We start from the raw sequence: 20922 nt of genomic DNA on the forward strand, positions 1-20922 counted from the left end.
TGGATGCCCCCTGCGGAATTCTTTATTCCCTCTATATTCCCAGGTCAGAAGGGCCCGTCAGTGCTGCGTCATCGCCCTGTCAGCGCGGCGAGCAATCATCTTCGAGAATCGCGAATCAGGGAGTAGGGGTTCGGGACAGATGGCGATAATTTCCGGGGGTCGGACCCAACGGCTAATTCCCGGGCGCGGAAAAATAATTGCGGACTTCCGGGAGACGCGATGACGGTGATCACCCGGCCCGAGGAGTTCAACGTCGGGGACCTCTACGTGGCCATGCAGCCCATGTTCGGACAGTCCCTCTACCTCAAGTGCGAGGGCTTCAACTTCGCGGGCTCGGTCAAACTGAAGGCGGCCCTGGAGATGATCGGCGCCGCCGAACGGGCCGGCGTGCTGAGCCCCGGCAAGACCATCGTGGAGAGCTCCTCGGGCAACCTCGGCGTTGCGCTGAGCATCGTCGCCGCGAGCTACGGCTACGGCTTCGTGTGCGTCACCGACGCCCGCTGCACGCTCAGCGCCCAGCGGCTGATGCGGGCGCACGGCGCCGAGGTGCACGTGGTGGCCGAGCCGCACCCGCAGCGCGGGCTGCTCGGCGCCCGGCTGGCGCGCGTGGAGCAGATGTGCCGGGACAACGACCGGTACGTCTGGCTCGACCAGTACAGCAACCCGGCGAACTGGCTGGCGCACTCGCGCACCACCGGCCCGGAGATCCTCAAGCAGTTCCCCGAGTTGGACGTGCTGTTCGTCGGCGCGGGCACCACCGGGACGCTGATGGGCTGCGCCCGCTACCTGCACGAGGAGAAGCCGTCGGTGCGGATCGTGGTGATCGACGCGGAAGGGTCCATCACCTTCGGCTTCCCGCCCGCGCCGCGGCTCATCCCGGGGCTGGGCACCGCGGTGCGGCCCGCCCTGCTCGACCGGTCCTTCGTCGACGAGGTGCTCCTGGTGGCCGAGCTGGACACCGTGCGCACCTGCCGGACGATGCAGCGCAACGGGTTCCTGTTCGGCGGCTCGACCGGGACGGTGGTCGCCGGCGCGCTGCGCTGGCTGGCGGAGCACTCGCCGACCGGGGACCTCACCGCCGTGGCCATCGCCCCCGACCTCGGTGAGCGCTACCTGGACACCATCTACGACGACGAATGGGTGACCGAGCACTTCGGGGCAGGCGCGCTGACGCCGTCCGTGGAGCGGTCCGCCACCCCGAGGAGGCAGCCGTGACCTCAGCGCAGCAGCAGCGGACGGTGTTCCCGCTGATGCCGGGCCAGGCGGAGATCTGGTACGACGAGCAGTTCTCCGGCGGCACACCCGCCTACAACTCCGGTGTGCGCGTGGACATCAGCGGCCCCGTCGACCCCGCCGTGCTGGAGGCGTCCGTACGGCAGCTCGTGGACGAGGCGGAGTGCACCCGGCTCCGGTTCACCGAACGCGACGGGCTGCCCCGGCAGAGCGTCCAGCCCCTGCCCGACCTGCCGCTGACCTGGCACGACCTCTCCGCCGAGCCGGACCCCGAGGCCGCCGCCCGGCGCTGGACGGACACCGACCTGCTGCGCCCCTTCGCGATGACCGACTTCCCGCTGATGCGGCTGGCCGTGCTCCGGCTGGGCCCCGAGCGGGCCCAGCTCTACCTGTGCGTCCACCACGCGGTCAGCGACGGCTACAGCCACGTCGTGTACTGGCGCCGGTTCGCGGAGATCTACGCCGCGCGGGCCACCGGCGCCGACCCGCGGCGCGGCGCGCTGCCGCCGCTGCGCCTGCTGATCGAGGAGGAGGAGTCCTACCTCGGCTCCCGGTTCGAGGAGCGGGACCGCGCCTACTGGCGCGAGCGGTTCCCCTCGCCCACCGCGCCCGCCACGCTCTCCACCCGGTCGCCGGTGGACTCGCTGCCCCGCGAGTTCCTGCGCCGCACCCGCGTGCTCGACGCGGACGTCTCCGGCGCCGTGCGCGGCGCCGCCGCCGAGGCCAAGGTGAGCACCGGCGCGCTGCTGATGGCCGCGACCGCCCTCTACACCCACCGCGTCACCGGCGTCCCCGAGGTCACCCTGACGGTCGCGGCCAGCGCCCGCACCAGCGCCGCCGCCCTGAAGATCCCCGGGATGACCGCCAACTTCCTGCCGCTGGGCGTGCGGATCGACCGCGCGGAGAGCCGCCCCGAACTGCTCCGCCGCACCGCCACCGGCCTCGGCGGACTGCTGCGCCACCAGCGCTACCGGATCGGCGCCGTCCGCCGCGACCTCGGCCTGCGCGCCGACGACCGGTGGCCGGTCGGCCCGTTCGTCAACATGCTGCCGCTGCTGACCGAGCTGGACCTGGGCCCGTGCACCGCGACGGTCGAGAACCTCACCACCGGCCTGGTCGGCGACCTGATGGTCACCACGGTCGACAACCCCGGCGCGAACCTGCGGCTCAGCGTCAACGGCAACCCCGACCTGTACGACCCGGACGAGGTGAGCGACCACCTCGACCGGTTCGCGGGGTTCCTCGGCCGGTTCGCCGGCGCCCCCGCGCGCACCCCCGTGGGGGAGGTGCCGCTGTTCGACACCGCCGAGGCGGGCCACTACGACCGGATGTCCGCCGGACCGGTCCGAGACGAGCCGTACCGGGGCGTCGCCGGGACGATCCGCGCGCTCGCCGCGCGCCGGCCCGACGCGGTCGCCCTGGTCGACGGCCCGCACGACGCGCCCCGCGAGACCAGCTACGGCCAACTGGCCGCCCGTGCCAACGCGGTGACCCGGCGACTGCCGGGCGGCGGGCTCGTCGGGATGCTCGCCGGGCCGGGCGCCGCGTTCGTCGCCGGAGTGCTCGGCGTCTGGGGCGCGGGCGCGGCCTACGTACCGCTGGACGTCCGGGCCCCCGCCGCGCGCACCGCCGCCCTGCTCGCGGACAACGGCATCGGCCTGCTGCTGGCGGACGCCGAACACCTCGCCCTGGCCGCCGAGATCACCGCCGGCACCGCCGCCCGGGTACTGCCGCTGGACGACGCCGAGGACGCCGACCTCGCCGAACTGCCCGAGGACGCCGACGAGTTGGCGTACGTCATCTTCACCTCCGGCTCCACGGGGACGCCGAAGGGCGCGATGGTGCACCACGGCGGCATGGTGAACCACCTGCGCGCCAAGGCCGAGGACCTGGCCCTGGCACCGGCCGACACGGTGCTGATGAACGCGCCGCTCACCTTCGACATCTCCGTCTGGCAGATGCTGGCGGGCCTGCTGGCCGGCGGCCGGGTGCGCATCGTCTCCCGCGAGGTGGCCGGCGACCCGAACCTGCTCTTCCCGCTGGCCGTGGCCGAGGGCGTCACCGTGGTCGAGGTGGTGCCGTCGCTGCTGCGCGCCGCGCTGGACTCCTGGGACGCCCTCGGCGACGGCCCGCGCCTGCACACCCTGCGCCGGCTCCTGGTGACCGGCGAGGCGATGCCCGAGGACCTGTGCCGCCGCTGGTTCGCCCGCGAACCGACGGTCCCCGTGGTGAACGCCTACGGCCCCACCGAGTGCTCCGACGACGTCACGCACGCGGTGCTCACCGCCGGGGACGGCACCGCCGGCCCGGCCCGGCGCCGGGTCCCGATCGGCCGCGCGGTCCGCAACACCACGCTGTACGTGCTGGGCGACGACCTGGCCCCGCTGCCGCGCGGCGCCATCGGCGAGCTGTACGTCGGCGGCCGGGGCGTCGGCCGCGGCTATCTCGGCGACCCGGCGAAGACCGCGGCGGCCTTCCTGCCCGACCCCTTCGCGGGCGGCGGCGCGCGGATGTACCGCACCGGCGACCGGGTGGTGTGGCGGGCGGACGGACAGCTCGAATTCGTGGAGCGCCGCGACCACCAGGTGAAGCTGCGCGGCAACCGCATCGAACTGGCCGAGGTGGAGGCCGCGATGCAGGCCCTGCCGGCGGTGCGGGACGCCGCCGCGGCCGTCTTCGGCGAGCTGGGCCGGCAGCGGCTGGTCGGCTACGTGGTGCCCGCCGACACCACCGGCACCGATCCGGCGGCCCTGCGCGAGCAACTCGCCGGAACACTGCCCGAGTACATGGTGCCGTCCGTGCTGGTGCCCCTGGACGCGCTGCCGCTGACCGCGCACGGCAAGGTGGACCGCAAGGCCCTGCCCGAGCCGGCGCCGGACGGCGGGGCACGGGCGGGCACCGGCCGGGGACCGGCGACCGAGCGCGAGGAACTGCTGTGCCGCCTGTTCGCCGAGGCGCTCGCCCTGCCCGCGATCGGACCGGACGACAACTTCTTCGACCTGGGCGGGGACAGCATCATCTCCATCCAGGTGTCCGGCCGGATCGGCCGGGAGGGCCTGCTGGTCACCCCCCGGCAGATCTTCCAGTTGAAGACCCCGGCCGCCATCGCCGCCGCGGCCGTCCCGGCGCGGCAGACCCCGGCCCGCCCGGCGGACGGCGTCGGAGAGGTCGAACTCCCGCCGGTCACCGCCCAGCTCCGCGCCGACCTCGCGCCGCTGGCCGGGGACGGCCTGCCCGAGGCGGTCCGCCGCTACGGCCAGTACGTCGTGGTCGAGGTCCCGCCCGGGGTGGACGCCGACCGGCTCGGCCGCGCGCTCCAGGCCGTCCTCGACCACCACGACGCGCTCCGCACGCAGGTGAGCGCCCCGGTCGCCGGCCAGTGGCTGATGGAGACCCTGCCGCCCGGGACGGTGAAGGCCGGCGACGTGCTCACCGAGGCGGACGCCGCACCGGTCGCGGACCTCGCGGCGGCGGCCCAGGCCCGCCTGGACCCCGAACACGGGCTCGTCACCCAGGCGGTGCTGGTGCGCGGCGCGGACGGCGCCCCCGACCGGCTGCTGTGGCTGGTCAGCCACCTGTGCGTGGACGGCGTGTCCTGGCGGGTGCTGGTGCCGGACCTGCGCGAGGCGTGGGAGGCCGCGGCGGCGGACGAGGAGATCGCGCTGGCCGCCGTCGGCACCTCCTACCGCCAGTGGTGCCGCACGCTGGGCCGCAACGCCCGCTCCCGGTCCCGCCTCGCGGAGTTCCCGGTCTGGCTCGACCAGGTGAGCGACCCGGGCCCGCCGCTGGGCGTCCGGCCGCTGGACCCCCGGCGGGACACCTACGCCACCGCACGCGCCCTGCGCCTGGAACTGCCGCCGCAGACCACCGCGCCGCTGCTCGGCGTCCTCCCGGCCGCCCTGGGCGTCGAGGTCAACGACGTGCTGCTGACCGCCCTGGGCATCGCCGTCACCGACTGGCGGCGCCGCCGGGGCGACGGCGCCGGGCCGGTCCTGGTGGAACTGGAGGGGCACGGCCGCGAGCCGCTCGCCGACGAGGACCTGGCCCGTACGGTGGGCTGGTTCACCAGCGTCTTCCCGGTCCGGGTGGACCTGTCGGCGGACGGCGCGGTGCCCGGCCCCGACGACCTCTTCGCGGGCGGCCCCGCGCTGCGGCGGCTCGCGGCCCGCTCGTACGCCGTGCCCGACCGGGGCCTGGGCTACGGCCTGCTGCGCTACCTCAACGCCCAGACGGAGGCCGCGCTGGCCCGGTTCGCGCCGCCCGAGCTGGGCCTGAACTACCTGGGGCGGTTCGCCGCCGGGGCCGGGACGGGCGCCTGGCGACTGGACGGCGGCGGCGCCGTGATCGCCACCGCCACCAGCCAGGACATGCCCCTGCGGCACGTCCTGGCCGTCACGCCCGTCACCGAGGACCGGCCGGCCGGGCCGCACCTGGTGGCCGACTGGCTCTGGGCGGGCCGGCTGTTCGACGACGCGGACGCCGAGGACATCGCGCACACCTGGTTCCGGGCGCTGCGCGCCCTGGTGGACCACTGCGGACCCAACGCTAGGGAGACATCGTGACACAGCCGGAGACAGCCGTCGCGGGCGGAGAGCACGACGTGCGCGATGTCGAGCTGACCCCCTCGGCGCAGAAGCTGCGCGACCGGGCCGGCGCGCTGCCGGGCCCGGCCGCGCGACTGGGCGAACACCTGCTGGTGGACGCCCCGGAGGGCACCGACCTGGCCGCGCTGACCGCGGCCGTACGGGCGCTGCTGGACCGGCACGAGGCACTGCGGCTGTGCCTGGCCGAGCCGTTCGAGGGACTGCTGACGGCGGGCCTGCGGCCGGCCGGGGCGGTGCCCGCCGAACTGGTCGTCACCGAGGCCGCCGCGGACGCCGACCCGGCCGCACTGGCCGCCGCCGCGCGGACCAGGCTGGCGCTGGACCAGGGCGTCACCGTGCAGGTGGTGCTCACCGGGCGGCGCATCCTGGTGCTGGCGCACGAACTGGTCGTGGACGCCGCGTCCTGGCGGGTGCTGGTGGCGGACCTGCTCGCCGGATGCCGGGAGGCCGTCGCCGGCCGGGTGCCGGCGGCCGGCGAGGTGCCGGTGGAGTACCGCACCTGGGCGGCGGAGCTGGCCGGGCAGGCGCGCGCCGCACGCCGGGTACGGGAACTGCCGCTGTGGACGGAACAGCTCGACGCCGACGCCCAGTTGGTGCCCGACGCCGTACTGGACCCGGCCAGGCACACCGTGGGCGCCCTGCGCCACCTCCGCCAGGAGGTGTCCGCCGCGACCAGCGCGGCACTGCTGTCCGCGCTGCCGTCGGCCTTCCACGCCGGCCCCGAGGACGCGCTGCTGGCCGCGCTGGCGCTGGCCGGCTCCGCCCACCGCGGCGAGGCCGGGACGGGCCGCACCGCCCTCCTCGTCGAACTGGACGGACACGGCCGGGAACGCCAGGCCGGGGAACTCGACCTCGGCCGCACCGTCGGCCGCTGCACCACCGGCTTCCCGGTCCGCGCCGACGCGGCCGTGCCGTACGTCGAGGACCTCACCCCCGGCGACCCGGACCTGGACGACGCCGTCAAGCGGGTCAAGGAGCAGCTCAGGGCGCTGCCCGACGGCGGCTCCGGCTACGGACCGCTGCGCCACCTCAACCCGGGGACCGGACAGGTCCTCGCCCGGCGCGGCACCCCGCAGGTGAGGCTGCGGTTCGCCGGCGAACTGCCCGGCCCGGTGACCGCCGGGGCGGACCCGGCCACCCCGGCCGGCCACGTGGTGACCGTGACGGTGACCGTGTGCGACGGCCGTCTGGTCGCCGACTGGGCGTACCTGCCCGATCTGCTCCCCGGCGGCGACGGGCTCGCCGCCGAGTGGCTGCGGCTGCTGGACCTGCTGGCCGAGCACACCGCCACCCCGGGCGCGGGCGGCCGTACCCCCTCCGACCTGACGGTGGGCACGCTGACCCAGCGGGAGATCGACGGGCTGGAGGCGGACCTCGGCCCGCTGCAGGACGTGCTGTCGCTGTCCCCGCTGCAGAAGGGCATGCTGTTCCACGCGGGCCTGCACAAGAACGAACTGGACGTCTACCACGTCCAGGTGCTCGCCGACCTGACCGGCCCGCTCGACCGCGACAGGCTGCGCGCCGCCGCGGCGGGCCTGCTGGACCGGCACGTCAACCTGCGCTGCTGCTTCCGCTACAGCGCCACCGGCGAGCAGCTCCAGGTCGTCCCCGAGTCCGTGGAACTGCCCTGGTCCGAGGCCGACCTGACCGGCGCCTCCGAGGCGGAGCTGGCCGAGTTCGCCGCCGCCGACCGGGAGCGCGGCGTCGACCTGGCCGTGCCGCCGCTGATGCGGTTCACCCTGGTCCGTCTCGCCCCGGACCGGCACCGCCTGCTGTGGACGTTCCACCACATCGTGGCGGACGGCTGGTCCACCCCGATCGTCATGCGCGAACTGCTCACCGGCTACCGGGAGGGCCCGGCCGGGCTGCCCGCACCCCGCCCGTACCACGACTACCTGGCGTGGCTCGACGGCCGGGACGTGCCCACCGCCGAGCGGGCCTGGCGGACGGCGATGGCCGACGTCACCGAGGGCACCCTGGTCGCGCCGCACGGCGAGGAGACCCCGCCGGTCCGGCCCGAGCACCTCTTCTTCGACCTGCCCGCGGAGCTGACCTCGGCGGTCACCGACTTCGCCCGCCGCAGCGACCTCACCCTGGGCACCGTGATGCACTGCTGCTGGGCGCTGCTGATCGGCCGCCTCACCGGCGGCCGGGACGTGGTGTTCGGCAGCGTGCAGTCCGGGCGCCCGGCCGGCCTGTCCGGGGTGGACGAGATGGTCGGCATGTTCGTGAACACCCTGCCGGTGCCGGTGCGCCTGGACCCCTACCGGTCGTTCACCGAGGTGGCGGCCGAGGTGCAGGACCAGCAGATGGGGCTGGCCGAGCACCAGCACCTCGGCCTCGGCGACATCCAGCGGCTGACCGGCATCCGCAAGCTGCTGGACACCTCGGTGACCATCCAGAACTACCCGATGGACATCGCGGAGCTGAGCGCGATCGTGCCCGGCCTGACGGTGGACGACATCCGCGCCGACCTCTCCGGCGAGTACTCGATGGCGCTGCTGGTGCACCCCGGCACCCGCCTGCGGCTCCAACTGGCCTACCGGCCCGACCTGTTCACGCCGGACGCCGCCGACCGGGTCGCGCAGCGGCTGATCGGGCTGCTGGGCACCGTGGTGGACCACGCCGACCGGCCGCTGGGGACCCTCGACGCCCTCACCGACGCCGAACGCGCCGACCTCACCGGCCCGTGGGCGGGCGCGATCGCCGAGCGCCGGGTGTGCGACGTGCCGACGCTGTTCGCCGAACGGGTCGCCGCCGACCCGGACGCCCCGGCGCTGAGCTGGACCGGCGGCACCATGAGCTACGCCGAACTGGACGCGCGGGCCGCCCGGACGGCGCGCGAGCTGATCGCGTGCGGCGCCGGACCGGACACCGTGGTCGCACTGGTGCTGCCGCGCACCCCCGAGCTGCTGGTGTCGGTGCTGGCCACGCAGCAGGCCGGGGCCGCCTATCTGCCGGTCGACCCGCAGTATCCGCCGGACCGGATCGCCTTCATGCTCGGCGACTCCCGGCCCGCCGTGGTCGTCACCACCGCGGACCTCGCCACCGCGCTGCCCGCGCACGACGGGCGGACCATCCTGGTCGACGACCCCGGGCGGGTGGCCCGCGTCGCCGCCCGCCCCGCGGGCCCGGTCACCGACGCCGAACGCACCCGGCCGCTGCTGCCCGCCGACGCCGCGTACGTCATCTACACCTCCGGCTCGACCGGACGGCCCAAGGGCGTGGTGGTGGACCACCTCGGGTTCACCAAGATGGTCTTCGACCTGATCGAGCGGTTCGACGTCGCCCCCGGCACCCGCATGCTCCAGTTCGCGCCGTCCAGCTTCGACGCCTCCATCTGGGAGTGGTCGATGGCCCTGCTCGGCGGCGGCACGCTGGTGCTCACCGACGAATTGAGCAGGCTGCCCGGCCCGGAGCTGGTCGACCTCATCGCCGAGCAGCGGGTCAACCTGCTGGCCTTCCCGCCCGCCGTCGCCGCCGCGCTGCCCGAGGGCAGCACCCTGCCCGCCGACCTGACCATGGTGGTGGCCGGCGAGGCGTGCCAGAAGGAGGTGGTGACCCGCTGGTCGGACAGCGTCCGGATGTTCAACGGCTACGGACCGACCGAGACCGTGCTCGCCGCCACCGCCGCGGGCCCGCTGCACGGACCCGAACGCCCGGCCATCGGCCGCCCGCTGGGAGCGCACCGCGTCTACCTCCTGGACTCCGCGCTGCGCCCGGTCCCGGCCGGGGTCACCGGGGAGATCTACGTCAGCGGCGGCCTGGCCCGCGGCTATCTCGACCGGCCCGGCCTGACCGCCGCCCGGTTCGTCGCCTCCCCGTTCGACCCCGCCGGGGAGCGGATGTACCGCACCGGCGACCTGGCCCGCTGGGACGAGCACGGCGTGCTGCACTACGCCGGCCGCGTCGACGACCAGGTGAAGCTGCGCGGCTACCGGATCGAACTGGGCGAGGTGGAGGCCGCGCTGCGCGACGCCCCCGCGGTCGGCGACGCCTCGGTGGTGCTCGGCGCGGACGCCGGCGGCACCCGGCTGGTCGGTTACGTCGTCCCCGTACCCGGCGGCGAGGCGCCGGACGTCGACCTGGTGCGCGAGCACGTGTCCGGGTCGCTGCCCGACTACATGGTGCCCGCCGCGCTGGTCGCCCTGGAGACCCTGCCGCTCACCCCGAACGGCAAGGTGGACCGCGCGGCGCTGCCCGAGCCGGGCGCCGTCGCCCGGCCGGCCGGCCGCTCCCCGCGCACCCCGCTGGAGGAGACCCTCGCGTTCGTCTTCGCCCGGGTGCTGGGCGTGGACTCGGTCGGCATCGACGACGACTTCTTCGTCCTCGGCGGGCACTCCCTGCTGGCGACGAAGGTCATCGCCCGGCTGCGCTCGATGCTCAACCTGGAGGTGCCGATCCGGGCGCTGTTCGAGGCCCCGACCGTGGCCGGCCTCGCGCTGCGCATCGGCGGCGCGTCGGCGGCCCGCCCGCCGCTGGTCCCGGCACCCCGCCAGGACGCCCCGGGCGGGCTGTCCTTCGCCCAGCAGCGCCTGTGGTTCCTGGACCAGCTCCAGGAGGACGAGGCGGCCGGCATGTACAACGTGCCGATCGCGATCCGGCTGTCCGCCGCCGCCGACCGGCCCGCGCTGCGCGCCGCCCTCGCCGACGTGGCCGCCCGCCACGAGGTGCTGCGCACCGTGTACGCCGACATGGGCGGCGCCGCCGTGCAGCGCGTCCTCGACCCGCTGCCCGAACTGCCGGTCACCGTCGTGCCGATCGCGGCCGGCGACCTGGACGAGGCGCTCGCGGCCCAGGCGGACACCCGGATCGACCTGACCGGGACCCCGCTGCGCTGCGTGCTGTACGAGGTGGAGGACGGGCAGCACGTGCTGCTCCTGGTGATCCACCACATCGCCTTCGACGGCGGCTCGATCACCCCCCTGGTCCGGGACCTGTGCACCGCCTACGAGGCCCGCACCGCCGGGCACGCCCCCGAGTGGCCGCCGCTGCCCGTGCAGTACGGCGACTACGCGGTGTGGCAGCGCGACCTCCTCGGCGACCCCGACGACCCGGACAGCGTCTCCGCGCGCCAGCTCGACTACTGGCGCAAGGCGCTGGAGGACATCCCCGAGGCCCTGGACGTGGCGACCGACTACCTGCGGCCCGCCACCGCCGAATACGCCGGTGAGGAACTGCCGTTCGAGATCCCGGCGGCGCTGCACCGCGAGCTGACCCGGCTCGCCGCCGACCTGGACGCCAGCCTCTTCATGGTGGTCCAGGCCGCGTTCGCCGCGCTGCTCACCCAGCTCGGCGCGGGCACCGACATCCCCGTCGGCACCCCGGTCGCCGGCCGGGACGACGAGGCGCTGGAGGACCTGATCGGGTTCTTCGTCAACACGCTGGTGCTGCGCACCGACACCAGCGGCGACCCGACCTTCGCCGAACTCGTCGACCGGGTACGGGAGACGGACCTGGCCGCCTACGCCCACCAGGACCTGCCGTTCGAGCACCTGGTCGAGGCGCTCAACCCGAACCGCTCGCTCACCCGGCAGCCGCTGTTCCAGTACCTGCTGACCATGACCAGCCGGGAGGACACCACCGCGGACGCGGCCGAACTGTTCGGATCGATCGAGCCGGTCCCGCTGCGCCGCGCCAAGTTCGACCTGTCGCTCCTGCTCGACCAGCGCTTCCGGGACGGCGAGCCCGACTCGATGGTCGGGGTCCTGGAGTACCGCACCGAGCTGTACGCCCGCGCCACCGCCCGGCGCACCGTCGACCGGTTCCTGGCCCTGCTCGCCGCGACGGCCGCCGACCCGCACGCCCCGCTCAGCCGCCTGACCGCGCTGCCCCCGGCGGAGCGCGCCCACCTGAACGCGCTGGGCACCGGCCCGGTCACCGCGGAGCCCTACCAGGGCGTGGTGGCCCGCGTCCGGGCCCAGGCCGCGGCCCGGCCCGACGCCCCCGCGGTGATCGACCCGGACGGCACCTGCACCACCTACGCCGGCCTGGCCGGCCGGGCGAGCGCCCTGTCCCGCAGGCTGGCCGGCGTCGGACCGGTGGCCGTGCTGTCCGACCGGGGCGCCGGCCACCTCGCCGCCGTCCTCGCCGTACTGGGCGCCGGACGGGCGTACGTACCGCTGGACGGCACGGCGGACCGGGACGGCCTCGTCGGCACCCTGCTGGACTGCGGGGCCGGCCACCTGGTCGTCGACGAGTCGCACCGCGCGCTGGCCGACGACCTCCTCACCGAGCTGGCGGCGGACCACGGAGTGCAGGCCGAGGCGGTACCGCTGGGCCCGGAGACGGACGACGCCGACGCCCTCGCGCCGGACGCGGACTCCCCGCAGGCCCTGGCGTACGTCGTCCTCACCTCCGGCACCACCGGCCCGCCCAAGGCGGTCGCCGTCCACCGCGCGGCCCTGGTCGACCGACTGCTGGCCAGGGCCGAGGCGCTGCGGCTGACCCCGGAGGACCGGGTCCTGCACAGCGCCCCGGTCAGCGCCGAGACCTCGGTGTGGCAGACACTGGCCCCGCTGCTGGCCGGCGGCGTCGTCCACGTCACGGACCCCGGCACGGCCCGCGCGCCGCGCGCCCTGTTCGAGACCGCGGCGACCGAGGGCGTCACCGTGCTGGAGGTGCTGCCGTCCCTGCTGTCGGCCGCGCTCGACGCCTGGGAGACCGACGGCGCGCCGGCCGGCCTGGGCCGGGTGCGCCTGCTGGCGGTCACCGGCGAGGCGCTGCCGCGGGACCTGGCCGGCCGCTGGCTGACCAGGTTCCCGCACGTGCCGCTGATGAACCGCTACGGCCTGGCCGAGTGCGCGGGCGACGTCACCCACGCCGTGCTCCGCGCCCCCCTGCCGGCCTCCCGCCGGGTGCCGATCGGCAGGCCCGCGCGGAACACCACGCTGCGCGTCCTCGGCCCCGACCTGCGCCCGGTCCCCACCGGCGTGCCCGGCGACCTCTACGTCGGCGGCCCCGGGGTCGCCATCGGCTACCCGGGCCTGACCGCCCTGACCGCCACCGCGTTCCTGGCCGACCCCGACTCGGCGGCCGGCGGCCGGCTGCACCGCACCGGCGACCTGGTCCGCTGGGGCGCCGACGGCGAACTGGAGTTCCTGGGCCGGCGCGACGAGCAGGCCGAGGTCCGCGGCTTCCGGATCGAACCGGGCGAGGTCGAGACCGCGCTGCGCGCGCTGCCCTACGTCCGCGAGGCCGTGGTGCGCGTGGACGGAGAGGCGGGCGGCACCTGGCTGTCCGGCTACGTCGTGCCCGCCCCCGGCGCGGCCGTCCCGGAGGCCGCCGTCGTCCGGGCCGACCTCGCCGCGGTCCTGCCCGACCACATGGTGCCGGCGGTGGTGGTGCCGCTGGACGCGCTGCCGCTGACGGCCGACGGCAAGGTGGACCGCGCCGCGCTGACGGCGGTCGAGCCGGAGGCCGCCGGGGAGAGCCGCGCCCCGCGCGACCCGATGGAGCGACTGGTGTGCACCGTCTTCGCGGACGTGCTCGGCCGGACCGACCTGGGCATCGACGACGACTTCTTCGAACTGGGCGGCCACTCGTTGCTGGCGATCTACGCCCTGGGCCGGCTGCGCGCCGAGACGGGCGTCGGCCTGCCGGTGCGCGCGCTGTTCGAGGCACGCACCCCGGCCGCGCTGGCCGCGCTGCTGCCCGAGGCCGAGCGCACGGACCGGCCGCCGCTGCGGCCCGCGCCCCCGCTCGCCGAGGGCGAGCACTGGCCGCTGTCCTTCGCGCAGCGCAGGCTCTGGTTCCTCAACCACATGACCGAGGGCGGCACCGGCACCTACAACGTGCCCAAGGCGGTGCGCTATTCGGGCGTGCCCGACCCGGCGGCCTTCGAGGCGGCCCTCGGTGACGTCGTGGCGCGCCACCAGGTCCTGCACACGGTCTTCCCGCAGGACGCCGACGGAGTGCCGCACCAGGTGCCCAGGCCCGGGTTCCGGCCGAGGCTGCGGGTGGTGGACCTGCCGGCCGCGGCGCTGGCGGCCGAGCTGGCCCGCGAGGTCGACCGCGGCTTCGACCTGGAGACCGAGTGCCCGGTACGGGCCTTCCTGTACCGGCTCGACGACGGCGAGTCGGTGTCGCTGATGGTGTTCCACCACATCGCGCTGGACGGGGTGTCGACCGGGCCGCTGATGCGGCAGTTCGCCGAGGCGTACACCGAGCGGCTGGCGGGCCGGGAACCCGGCTGGGCGCCGGAGCCCCTGCAGTACACGGACTTCGCGGTCTGGCAGCGGGACCTGTTCGGCTCCGAACGGGACCCGGAGGGCCCGCTCTCCGCGCAACTGGCCGAGTGGCGCGAGGTGCTGGCCGATCTGCCGGACGAACTGGAACTGCCGCGCGACTTCCCCCGGCCCGCGGTCAGCGGCCACACCGGCGACATGGTCCGCTTCGACCTCGGCCCCGACCTGCACCGCGCGCTGGCCGAGCTGGCCCAGCGGCACAACAGCACCCTGTTCATGGTCCTCCAGGCCGCCGTCGCCGCCCTGCTCACCAAGCTGGGGGCCGGCACGGACATCCCGCTGGGCAGCACCGTGGCCGGCCGCGACGACGAGGGCCTGCACGACATGGTCGGGTTCTTCGTCAACACCCTGGTGCTGCGCACCGACACCGGCGGCGACCCGAGCTTCGCGGAACTCCTGGACCGGGTCCGGGAGACCGACCTGGCCGCCTACGCCCGGCAGGACGTGCCGTTCGAGTTCCTCGTGGAGGAGCTGAACCCGGCCCGGTCGCTGGCCCGGCACCCGCTGTTCCAGGTGCTGGTGCAGTTCACCGCGGACGACGGCGCCCCGGCGGCGGACCTGCCCGGCCTGACCGCCCGCGAGGAGCCGCTCACCACCACCCGGCCCAAAGTGGACCTCGCCTTCGACCTGTTCGAGCGGCGCTGCGACGGCGACCCGGACGGCATCGCCGGCGTGCTGGTCTTCAGCTCCGACCTGTTCACCCGGGCCTCGGCCGAGGAGCTGACCGAACGGCTGGCCGGCCTGCTGCGCGCGGTCGCCGACCGGCCGGACCAGAGGCTGGGCGCGATCACGCTGCTCGCACCGCGGGAGCGGGAGCGCATCCTCGTCACCCGCAACGACACCCGCGCCGCCGTACCGGACGCGCTGCTGCCCGGCCTGTTCGCCGATTCGGTGCGCCGCAACCCCGACCTGGTGGCCCTGCGCTGCGGCGGCCACGCCCTCACCTACCGGGAACTGGACGAGCGGGTCGGCAGACTGGCCGCCGCGCTGCTCGCGCGGGGCGCCGGACCGGAGACGGTGATCGGCATCGCCCTGCCCCGCGTGAGCGACCTGGTGGTCGCCGCGCTCGCGGTGGTCCGCGCCGGGGCGGCGTACCTGCCGCTGGACCCCGACCACCCGGCCGACCGCATCCGCTACATGCTGACGGACGCGGACCCGCTGCTGGTGATCACCGACGCGGCGACCACGGCCGAGCTGCCGGACACGGACGTCGCCCGGTTCCTGACGGAGGAGCTGGACCGGCCGGACGCCCCGGCGGCGACGGCACCCGCCCGGCCCGCCGGACTGCTGCCCGACCACGCGGCGTACACCATCTACACCTCCGGCTCGACCGGCCGCCCCAAGGGCGTCACCGTGCCGCACGGCGCGCTGCGCAACCTGCTGGCCGACATGGGCGGCCGGCTGGCCGTCCAGCCTGGCGAGCGGTTCCTGGCGACCACCACCTTCGGCTTCGACATGGCCAACCTGGAACTGCTGGTCCCGCTGCTGGCGGGCGGCGAGGTGGTGCTCGCCGACCGGGCGGCGGTACGCGACGCGCAGGCGCTGGCGGCGCTGGTCACGGCCGAACGCGTCGACGTCATGCAGGCCACCCCGAGCCTGTGGCGGGCGCTGCTGGACGCGGACGCCACGGCGCTGCGCGGCGTGCGCGCGATCACCGGCGGGGAGGCGGTCAGCGAACCGCTGGCCGCCGACCTGGCCGCGGCGGCCCGCTCGGTGCTCAACGTCTACGGCCCCACCGAGACCACCATCTGGTCCACCTCCTGCGACATCGACCCGGCCCGGCCCGGGGCGCCCGCGATCGGCCTGCCGATCGCCAACACCCGGGTGTACGTCCTGGACAGCGCGCTGCGCCCGGTGCCGGACCGGGTGCTGGGCGAGCTGTACATCGCCGGCGACGGGCTCGCCCGCGGCTACCACGACCGCCCCGGCCTGACCGCGGACCGGTTCACCGCCGACCCGTACGGCCCGCCCGGCTCCCGGATGTACCGCACCGGCGACCTGGCCCGCTGGGGCCGCGACGGCCTGCTGGAGTACGTCGGCCGCCGCGACCACCAGGTCAAGATCCGCGGCTACCGGATCGAGCTGGGCGAGGTCGAGGCCGCGCTGCGCGCGCTGCCGGGCGTCCGGGACGCCCTGGTGACGGTCGACGGCGAACGGGCCCGGCTGCTCGGCTACGTCGTGCCCGAGCCGGGCGCCGCCCCGGACCCGGCGGAGCTGCGCGCGTCGCTGGTGGCCTGGCTGCCGGAGTACCTGCGGCCGTCGGTGCTGGCCGTGCTGGAAGCCTGGCCGCTGACGCCCAACGGCAAGGTGGACCGGTCGGCGCTGCCGATGCCGGAGGTCGCGGCCACCGGCCAGCGGGCACCGGAGACGGTGCTGGAGGAGCTGCTGTGCGGGGTGTTCGCGGAGGTGCTCGGCCTGCCCCGGGTCGGCGTCCTGGACGACTTCTTCGACCTCGGCGGACACTCGCTGCTCGCCCCCGGGCTGATCGGCCGCGCCGTGCGGGCCGGGCTGCGGCTGGACATCGCCGACCTGTTCACCCACCGCACGGCCGCCGGCCTGGCCGCGGTCGCGGCCGAACGGCAGCCCCCCGAGCGGGCGGCGGCCTGGCGCGGCGAGGCGATGGGCCGCGTCTTCGAGGACGCCGCCGGCGTCGGGGACTTCGACCCGGTCGCCCCGGTGCTCCCCATCCGGCCGGACGGCGACCGGCCCCCGCTGTTCTTCGTGCACAGCGGCGTCGGCTTCGCCCTGCCGTACATCGGCCTGGCCCGGCGCCTGACGGCCGGCCACCCGGTGTACGGCCTGCAGTCACCGGCGCTGTCCGGCACCACCGGGCTGCCCACGAGCATGGGCGAGCTGGCCGACGACTACCTGGCCCGGATTCGGCAGATCCAGCCCGAGGGCCCCTACCACCTGTTCGGCTGGTCGTTCGGCGGCCTGGTGGTGCAGGAGCTGGCGGTCCGGCTGCGGGAGGCGGGGGAGCGGGTCGCCCTCGTGGTCGACCTGGACGGCTACCCCGAGCACGGCAGGCCGGCCGAGCAGCGCTCGGAGTCCGAGATGCTGGTGAACGTCCTGGAGGTGATCGGACACGACCGGTCCCGGTTCGACGGCCGCGTCCTCACCCCGGACGACGTCCTGGACGTGCTGCGCGGCGACGACCATCCGCTGCTCGCGCTCGGCGAGGACACCGTGCGCCGGATCATGGCGCTGTCCCACCGGCACGGGGCGCTGCTGCGGGAGTTCGTGCCGCGCCCCTACGACGGCGAACTGCACCTGGTGGCCGCCACCGCCGACCGCGACGACGCGGAGCAGGCGGCGATGGCCGACCGCTGGCGGCCGTACGTCGGCCGGCTCACCGAGCACGCCGTGGACGTCGGGCACGAGTACCTCATGCACCCGGCCCCGCAGGCATGGCTCGCGGCCGTGATCAACCGTCTGCTGAAGGGCGGTTCCGCCTGATGTCCGAGCAGGAACACGAGGCCGTATCCGGACGACCGGAGGCCCAGACGAGAGGCGGTGCGGCATGACCGCGCACGCGGTGCGGGTCCGGGAACGCCCCCTGGCGTCGGCCCTGATCGAGATCGAGACGGTGGCGGCCCGGCGGCTGCGCAGACTGCGCCGGGCACCGGGCAGGCTGGTCGGGATCATCATGAACCCGATCATCGTGCTGGTGGCCTTCGGCTATCTGCTCGGCGGCTCGGTGGTGGCGCCCGGCGACGGCGAGTACACCGAGTACATCTTCGCCGGCGGGCTGATGCAGGTGGGGCTGGCGGGCATCACGCCGACGGCGGTGGCCGTGGCGCTGGACCTGCGCAGCGGCCTGGTCGACCGGCTGCGCTCGCTGCCGATCTCCCGGGCCACCGTCCTGATCGGCAACTCGCTCGGCGACCTGGTGATGGGGCTGCTGGGCATCACCGTGGTCACCCTCGCCGGCCTCCTCCTCGGCTGGCGCCCGCACACCGACCCGCTGTCCGTGCTCGCCGGGTTCGGGGTGGCGGCCGTGTTCGTCTACGCCATGGTCTGGGTCGGCATCATGCTCGGCCTGCTCTGGCGCAACCTGGAGACCATCGAGTCCGTCGGCGGCCTCATCGCGGTGGTGTTCTCCTTCCTGTCCACGGGCTTCATCTCGCCCGACCGGATGCCCGCGCTGGTCCGCCCGATCGCCGAGTGGAACCCGGTCAGCGCCGTGGTCACGTCGGTGCGCGACCTGTGGGGCAACCCGCAGAACGTCACCGGGTTCGCCGCCACCCACTCCACCCTCGTGGTCGTGCTGTCGCTGGCGGCCGTGCTGGCGGTCACCGGCACGATCAGCATCCGGCGCTACCGGACCGACACCCACTGAGCAGTCCCACCCCGAAGGAGTCCACGATGTCGAGGGAGCCGTCATGACCGCGCACCCGGCCGAGCGGGCCGGCCCGCGCTTCCCGGACCTGGCCGACCCGCGCACGTTCATCGACGCCGACCTGCCCGCCCTGTGGCGCCGGCTGCGCGCCGAGGCACCGGTGCACTGGAACCCGCCCGCCGAGGACCGGCCCGGCTTCTGGGCGGTCACCCGCTACGAGGACGTACTGGCGGTCTACAAGGACAACCGCAGGTTCACCTCCGAGCAGGGCAACGTGCTCTCCACCCTGCTCCAGGGCGGGGACTCCGCGGCCGGCAAGATGCTCGCCGTCACCGACGGGCCCCGGCACCGCGAGACCCGCAAGCTGATGCTGAAGTCGTTCTCGCCGCGCGTCCTGGAACACGTCGGCCAACTGGTGCGCCGGCGCACCCAGCGGCTGATCGCCGAGGTGGTGGCCCGCGGCGAGGCGGACTTCGCCACCGACGTCGCGGACCACATCCCGATCAACACCATCGGCGACCTGATGGACATCCCGGTGGCCGACCGCGGCAAGCTCGTCGAGTGGAACAACCGCACCCTGTCCCGCTACGACGAGAACGACTCGCAGTTGGAGGAGTGGCTGGCCCGCAACGAGATCCTGCTCTACTTCGGCGAACTGGCCCGCGAGCGCCGCAGATCGCCGGGGGAGGACGTGGTCAGCGCGCTGGCCACCGGGCTGGTGGACGGCGAGCCGCTCACCGAGGACGAGATCGTCTTCAACTGCTACAGCCTGGTGCTCGGCGCGGACGAGTCCAGCCGGATGTCCTCCATCGGCGCGCTCATCGCGCTGGCCGAACACCCCGGGCAGTGGCGGGCGCTGAAGAGCGGCGAGGTCAGCATCGCCGAGGCCACCGAGGAGGTGCTGCGCTGGACGACGCCCGCCATGCACTTCGGCCGCCGGGCACTGGAGGACGTACCGCTGGGCGGCGAGGTGATCCGCGCCGGTGACGTGGTGACCCTGTGGAACTCCTCGGCCAACTTCGACGAGGAGGTCTTCCCGGACGCACAGCGGTTCGACCTCGGCCGCAAACCCAACCGGCACGTCGCCTTCGGCCACGGCCCGCATTACTGCATCGGCGCGTTCCTGGGCCGCGCACACGTTTCCGCGGTGCTGGAGGCATTGCGCGACCAGGTCGCCGCGGTGGAAATCCGCGGCGAGCCGCGGCGGCTGTTCTCCAATTTCGTCTACGGATATCTGGGACTGCCGGTCGCACTGACCGAAGAACGGTGAAGACGCGTACAGGAGGAGTGGGGAAATGAGCGGCAATCCTTTCGACGACGAGAACGGTACGTTCCTGGTGCTGGCCAACGCCGAGGAACAGCATTCGATCTGGCCGGCGTTCGCCGAGGTGCCCGACGGCTGGACGGTCGTGCACCCGGAGAGCGGCCGGGCCGAGGCGCTGGAGTACGTCGAGCGGCACTGGAGCGACATGCGGCCCAGGTCGCTGCGGGAACGCGTGGCCCAGCGGTGACGCACGCCATCAGGGCCGAGGGCCTGGCCCGGCGCTACGGCGGGGTGACCGCGCTGGCCGGCATCGACCTGGAGGTGGCGGCGGGCACCGTGCTCGGCCTGCTCGGCCCCAACGGTGCGGGCAAGACGACCGCGGTCCGCATCCTCACCACGCTGCTGAAGCCCAGCGGCGGCCGGGCCGAGGTGGCCGGGTTCGACGTGGCCCGCGAACCGGCCCGGGTGCGCTCGCGGATCGGGCTGGCCGGGCAGTACGCGGCGGTGGACGAGCTGCTCACCGGCCGGGAGAACCTGGTGATGTTCGGCCGGCTGCTGCACATGAGCCGGCGCACCGCCCGGGACCGCGCGGACGAGCTGGTGCGCCGGTTCGAACTGACCCAGGCCGCCGACCGGCCGGCGGGCACCTACTCCGGCGGGATGCGCAGACGGCTGGACCTGGCGAGCTGCCTGATCGGGTCGCCGGAGGTGCTGTTCCTCGACGAGCCGACGGTGGGGCTGGACCCGGCGAGCCGGATCGTGCTGTGGAGCACCGTCCGCGGCCTGGTCGACGACGGCATGACGGTGCTGCTGACCACCCAGTACCTGGACGAGGCCGACTGGCTGGCCGACGAGGTCGCGGTGATCGAGTCCGGCCGGACCATCGCGGCCGGCACCCCGGAGGAACTCAAGCGCAAGGTCGGCGAGGACCGGCTGGAGGTGCAGCTCGTCGCCTCGGCCGGCCCCGAGGAGACCGCCGCGACCACCGCGGCGGCGGTGCGCGTGCTCACCCCCATCGCGCAGGCGCCGCCCACCGTGGACAAGGTCACCGGCCGGATCTCCGTACAGCTCAACGACGGAGCCCAGGGCGTCGGCGCCGCCGCGGTCGCGCTCCGCGAGGCGGGCGTGGACGTCGCGGACTTCGTGCTGCGCAGGCCCACGCTGGACGACGTGTTCCTCAACCTGGTCGGTCACTCGGCCGACAACGGCTGACGCCCGTATCCCTACGCGCGGCGT

General features: G+C 74.9%; 7 protein-coding genes. All 7 read left to right on the top strand.

The window, feature by feature from the left end; all coding sequences use genetic code 11:
* Window positions 1–219 precede the first annotated feature (219 nt).
* The 7 genes from sbnA (at window position 220) to ACFY32_RS26030 (ending at window position 20898) form a co-directional block, all read left to right on the top strand.
* The gene (gene sbnA / locus ACFY32_RS26000; protein ID WP_359202535.1) at window positions 220–1215 is read left to right on the top strand and encodes a 2,3-diaminopropionate biosynthesis protein SbnA; all 996 of its coding nucleotides are present in this window, start codon (window positions 220–222) and stop codon (window positions 1213–1215) included.
* Window positions 1212–5795, top strand: a complete 4584-nt coding sequence (locus tag ACFY32_RS26005) for an amino acid adenylation domain-containing protein (protein ID WP_390675391.1) — start codon at window positions 1212–1214, stop codon at window positions 5793–5795. Before sbnA ends, ACFY32_RS26005 begins: the two co-directional genes overlap by 4 nt.
* Complete coding sequence (locus ACFY32_RS26010) at window positions 5792–17539, top strand: amino acid adenylation domain-containing protein (RefSeq protein WP_390675392.1); 11748 nt, start codon at window positions 5792–5794, stop codon at window positions 17537–17539. The genes ACFY32_RS26005 and ACFY32_RS26010 overlap by 4 nt, the downstream gene beginning before the upstream one ends.
* A 64-nt stretch (window positions 17540–17603) precedes the next feature.
* Window positions 17604–18422, top strand: a complete 819-nt coding sequence (locus tag ACFY32_RS26015) for an ABC transporter permease (RefSeq protein ID WP_359202544.1) — start codon at window positions 17604–17606, stop codon at window positions 18420–18422.
* A gap of 43 nt (window positions 18423–18465) precedes the next feature.
* Window positions 18466–19692, top strand: coding sequence for a cytochrome P450 (locus tag ACFY32_RS26020; RefSeq protein ID WP_390675393.1), 1227 nt, complete (start codon window positions 18466–18468; stop codon window positions 19690–19692).
* 25 nt (window positions 19693–19717) lie between these two features.
* The gene (locus ACFY32_RS26025; RefSeq protein WP_359202550.1) at window positions 19718–19933 is read left to right on the top strand and encodes an MbtH family protein; all 216 of its coding nucleotides are present in this window, start codon (window positions 19718–19720) and stop codon (window positions 19931–19933) included.
* Window positions 19930–20898 carry an ATP-binding cassette domain-containing protein gene (locus ACFY32_RS26030; RefSeq protein ID WP_359202553.1) on the top strand — a complete coding sequence of 323 codons (969 nt, stop codon included), beginning with the start codon at window positions 19930–19932 and terminating at the stop codon, window positions 20896–20898. The genes ACFY32_RS26025 and ACFY32_RS26030 overlap by 4 nt, the downstream gene beginning before the upstream one ends.
* Window positions 20899–20922 lie beyond the last annotated feature (24 nt).

The sequence above is a fragment of the Streptomyces sp. NPDC000134 genome (genome assembly GCF_042899225.1).
GTDB lineage: Bacteria > Actinomycetota > Actinomycetes > Streptomycetales > Streptomycetaceae > Streptomyces.

Coding starts and splice junctions, on each gene's coding strand:
- sbnA (WP_359202535.1), top strand. CDS start 220: ATGACGGTGATCACCCGGCCCGAGGAGTTCAACGTCGGGGACCTCTAC.
- ACFY32_RS26015 (WP_359202544.1), top strand. CDS start 17,604: ATGACCGCGCACGCGGTGCGGGTCCGGGAACGCCCCCTGGCGTCGGCC.
- ACFY32_RS26020 (WP_390675393.1), top strand. CDS start 18,466: ATGACCGCGCACCCGGCCGAGCGGGCCGGCCCGCGCTTCCCGGACCTG.
- ACFY32_RS26025 (WP_359202550.1), top strand. CDS start 19,718: ATGAGCGGCAATCCTTTCGACGACGAGAACGGTACGTTCCTGGTGCTG.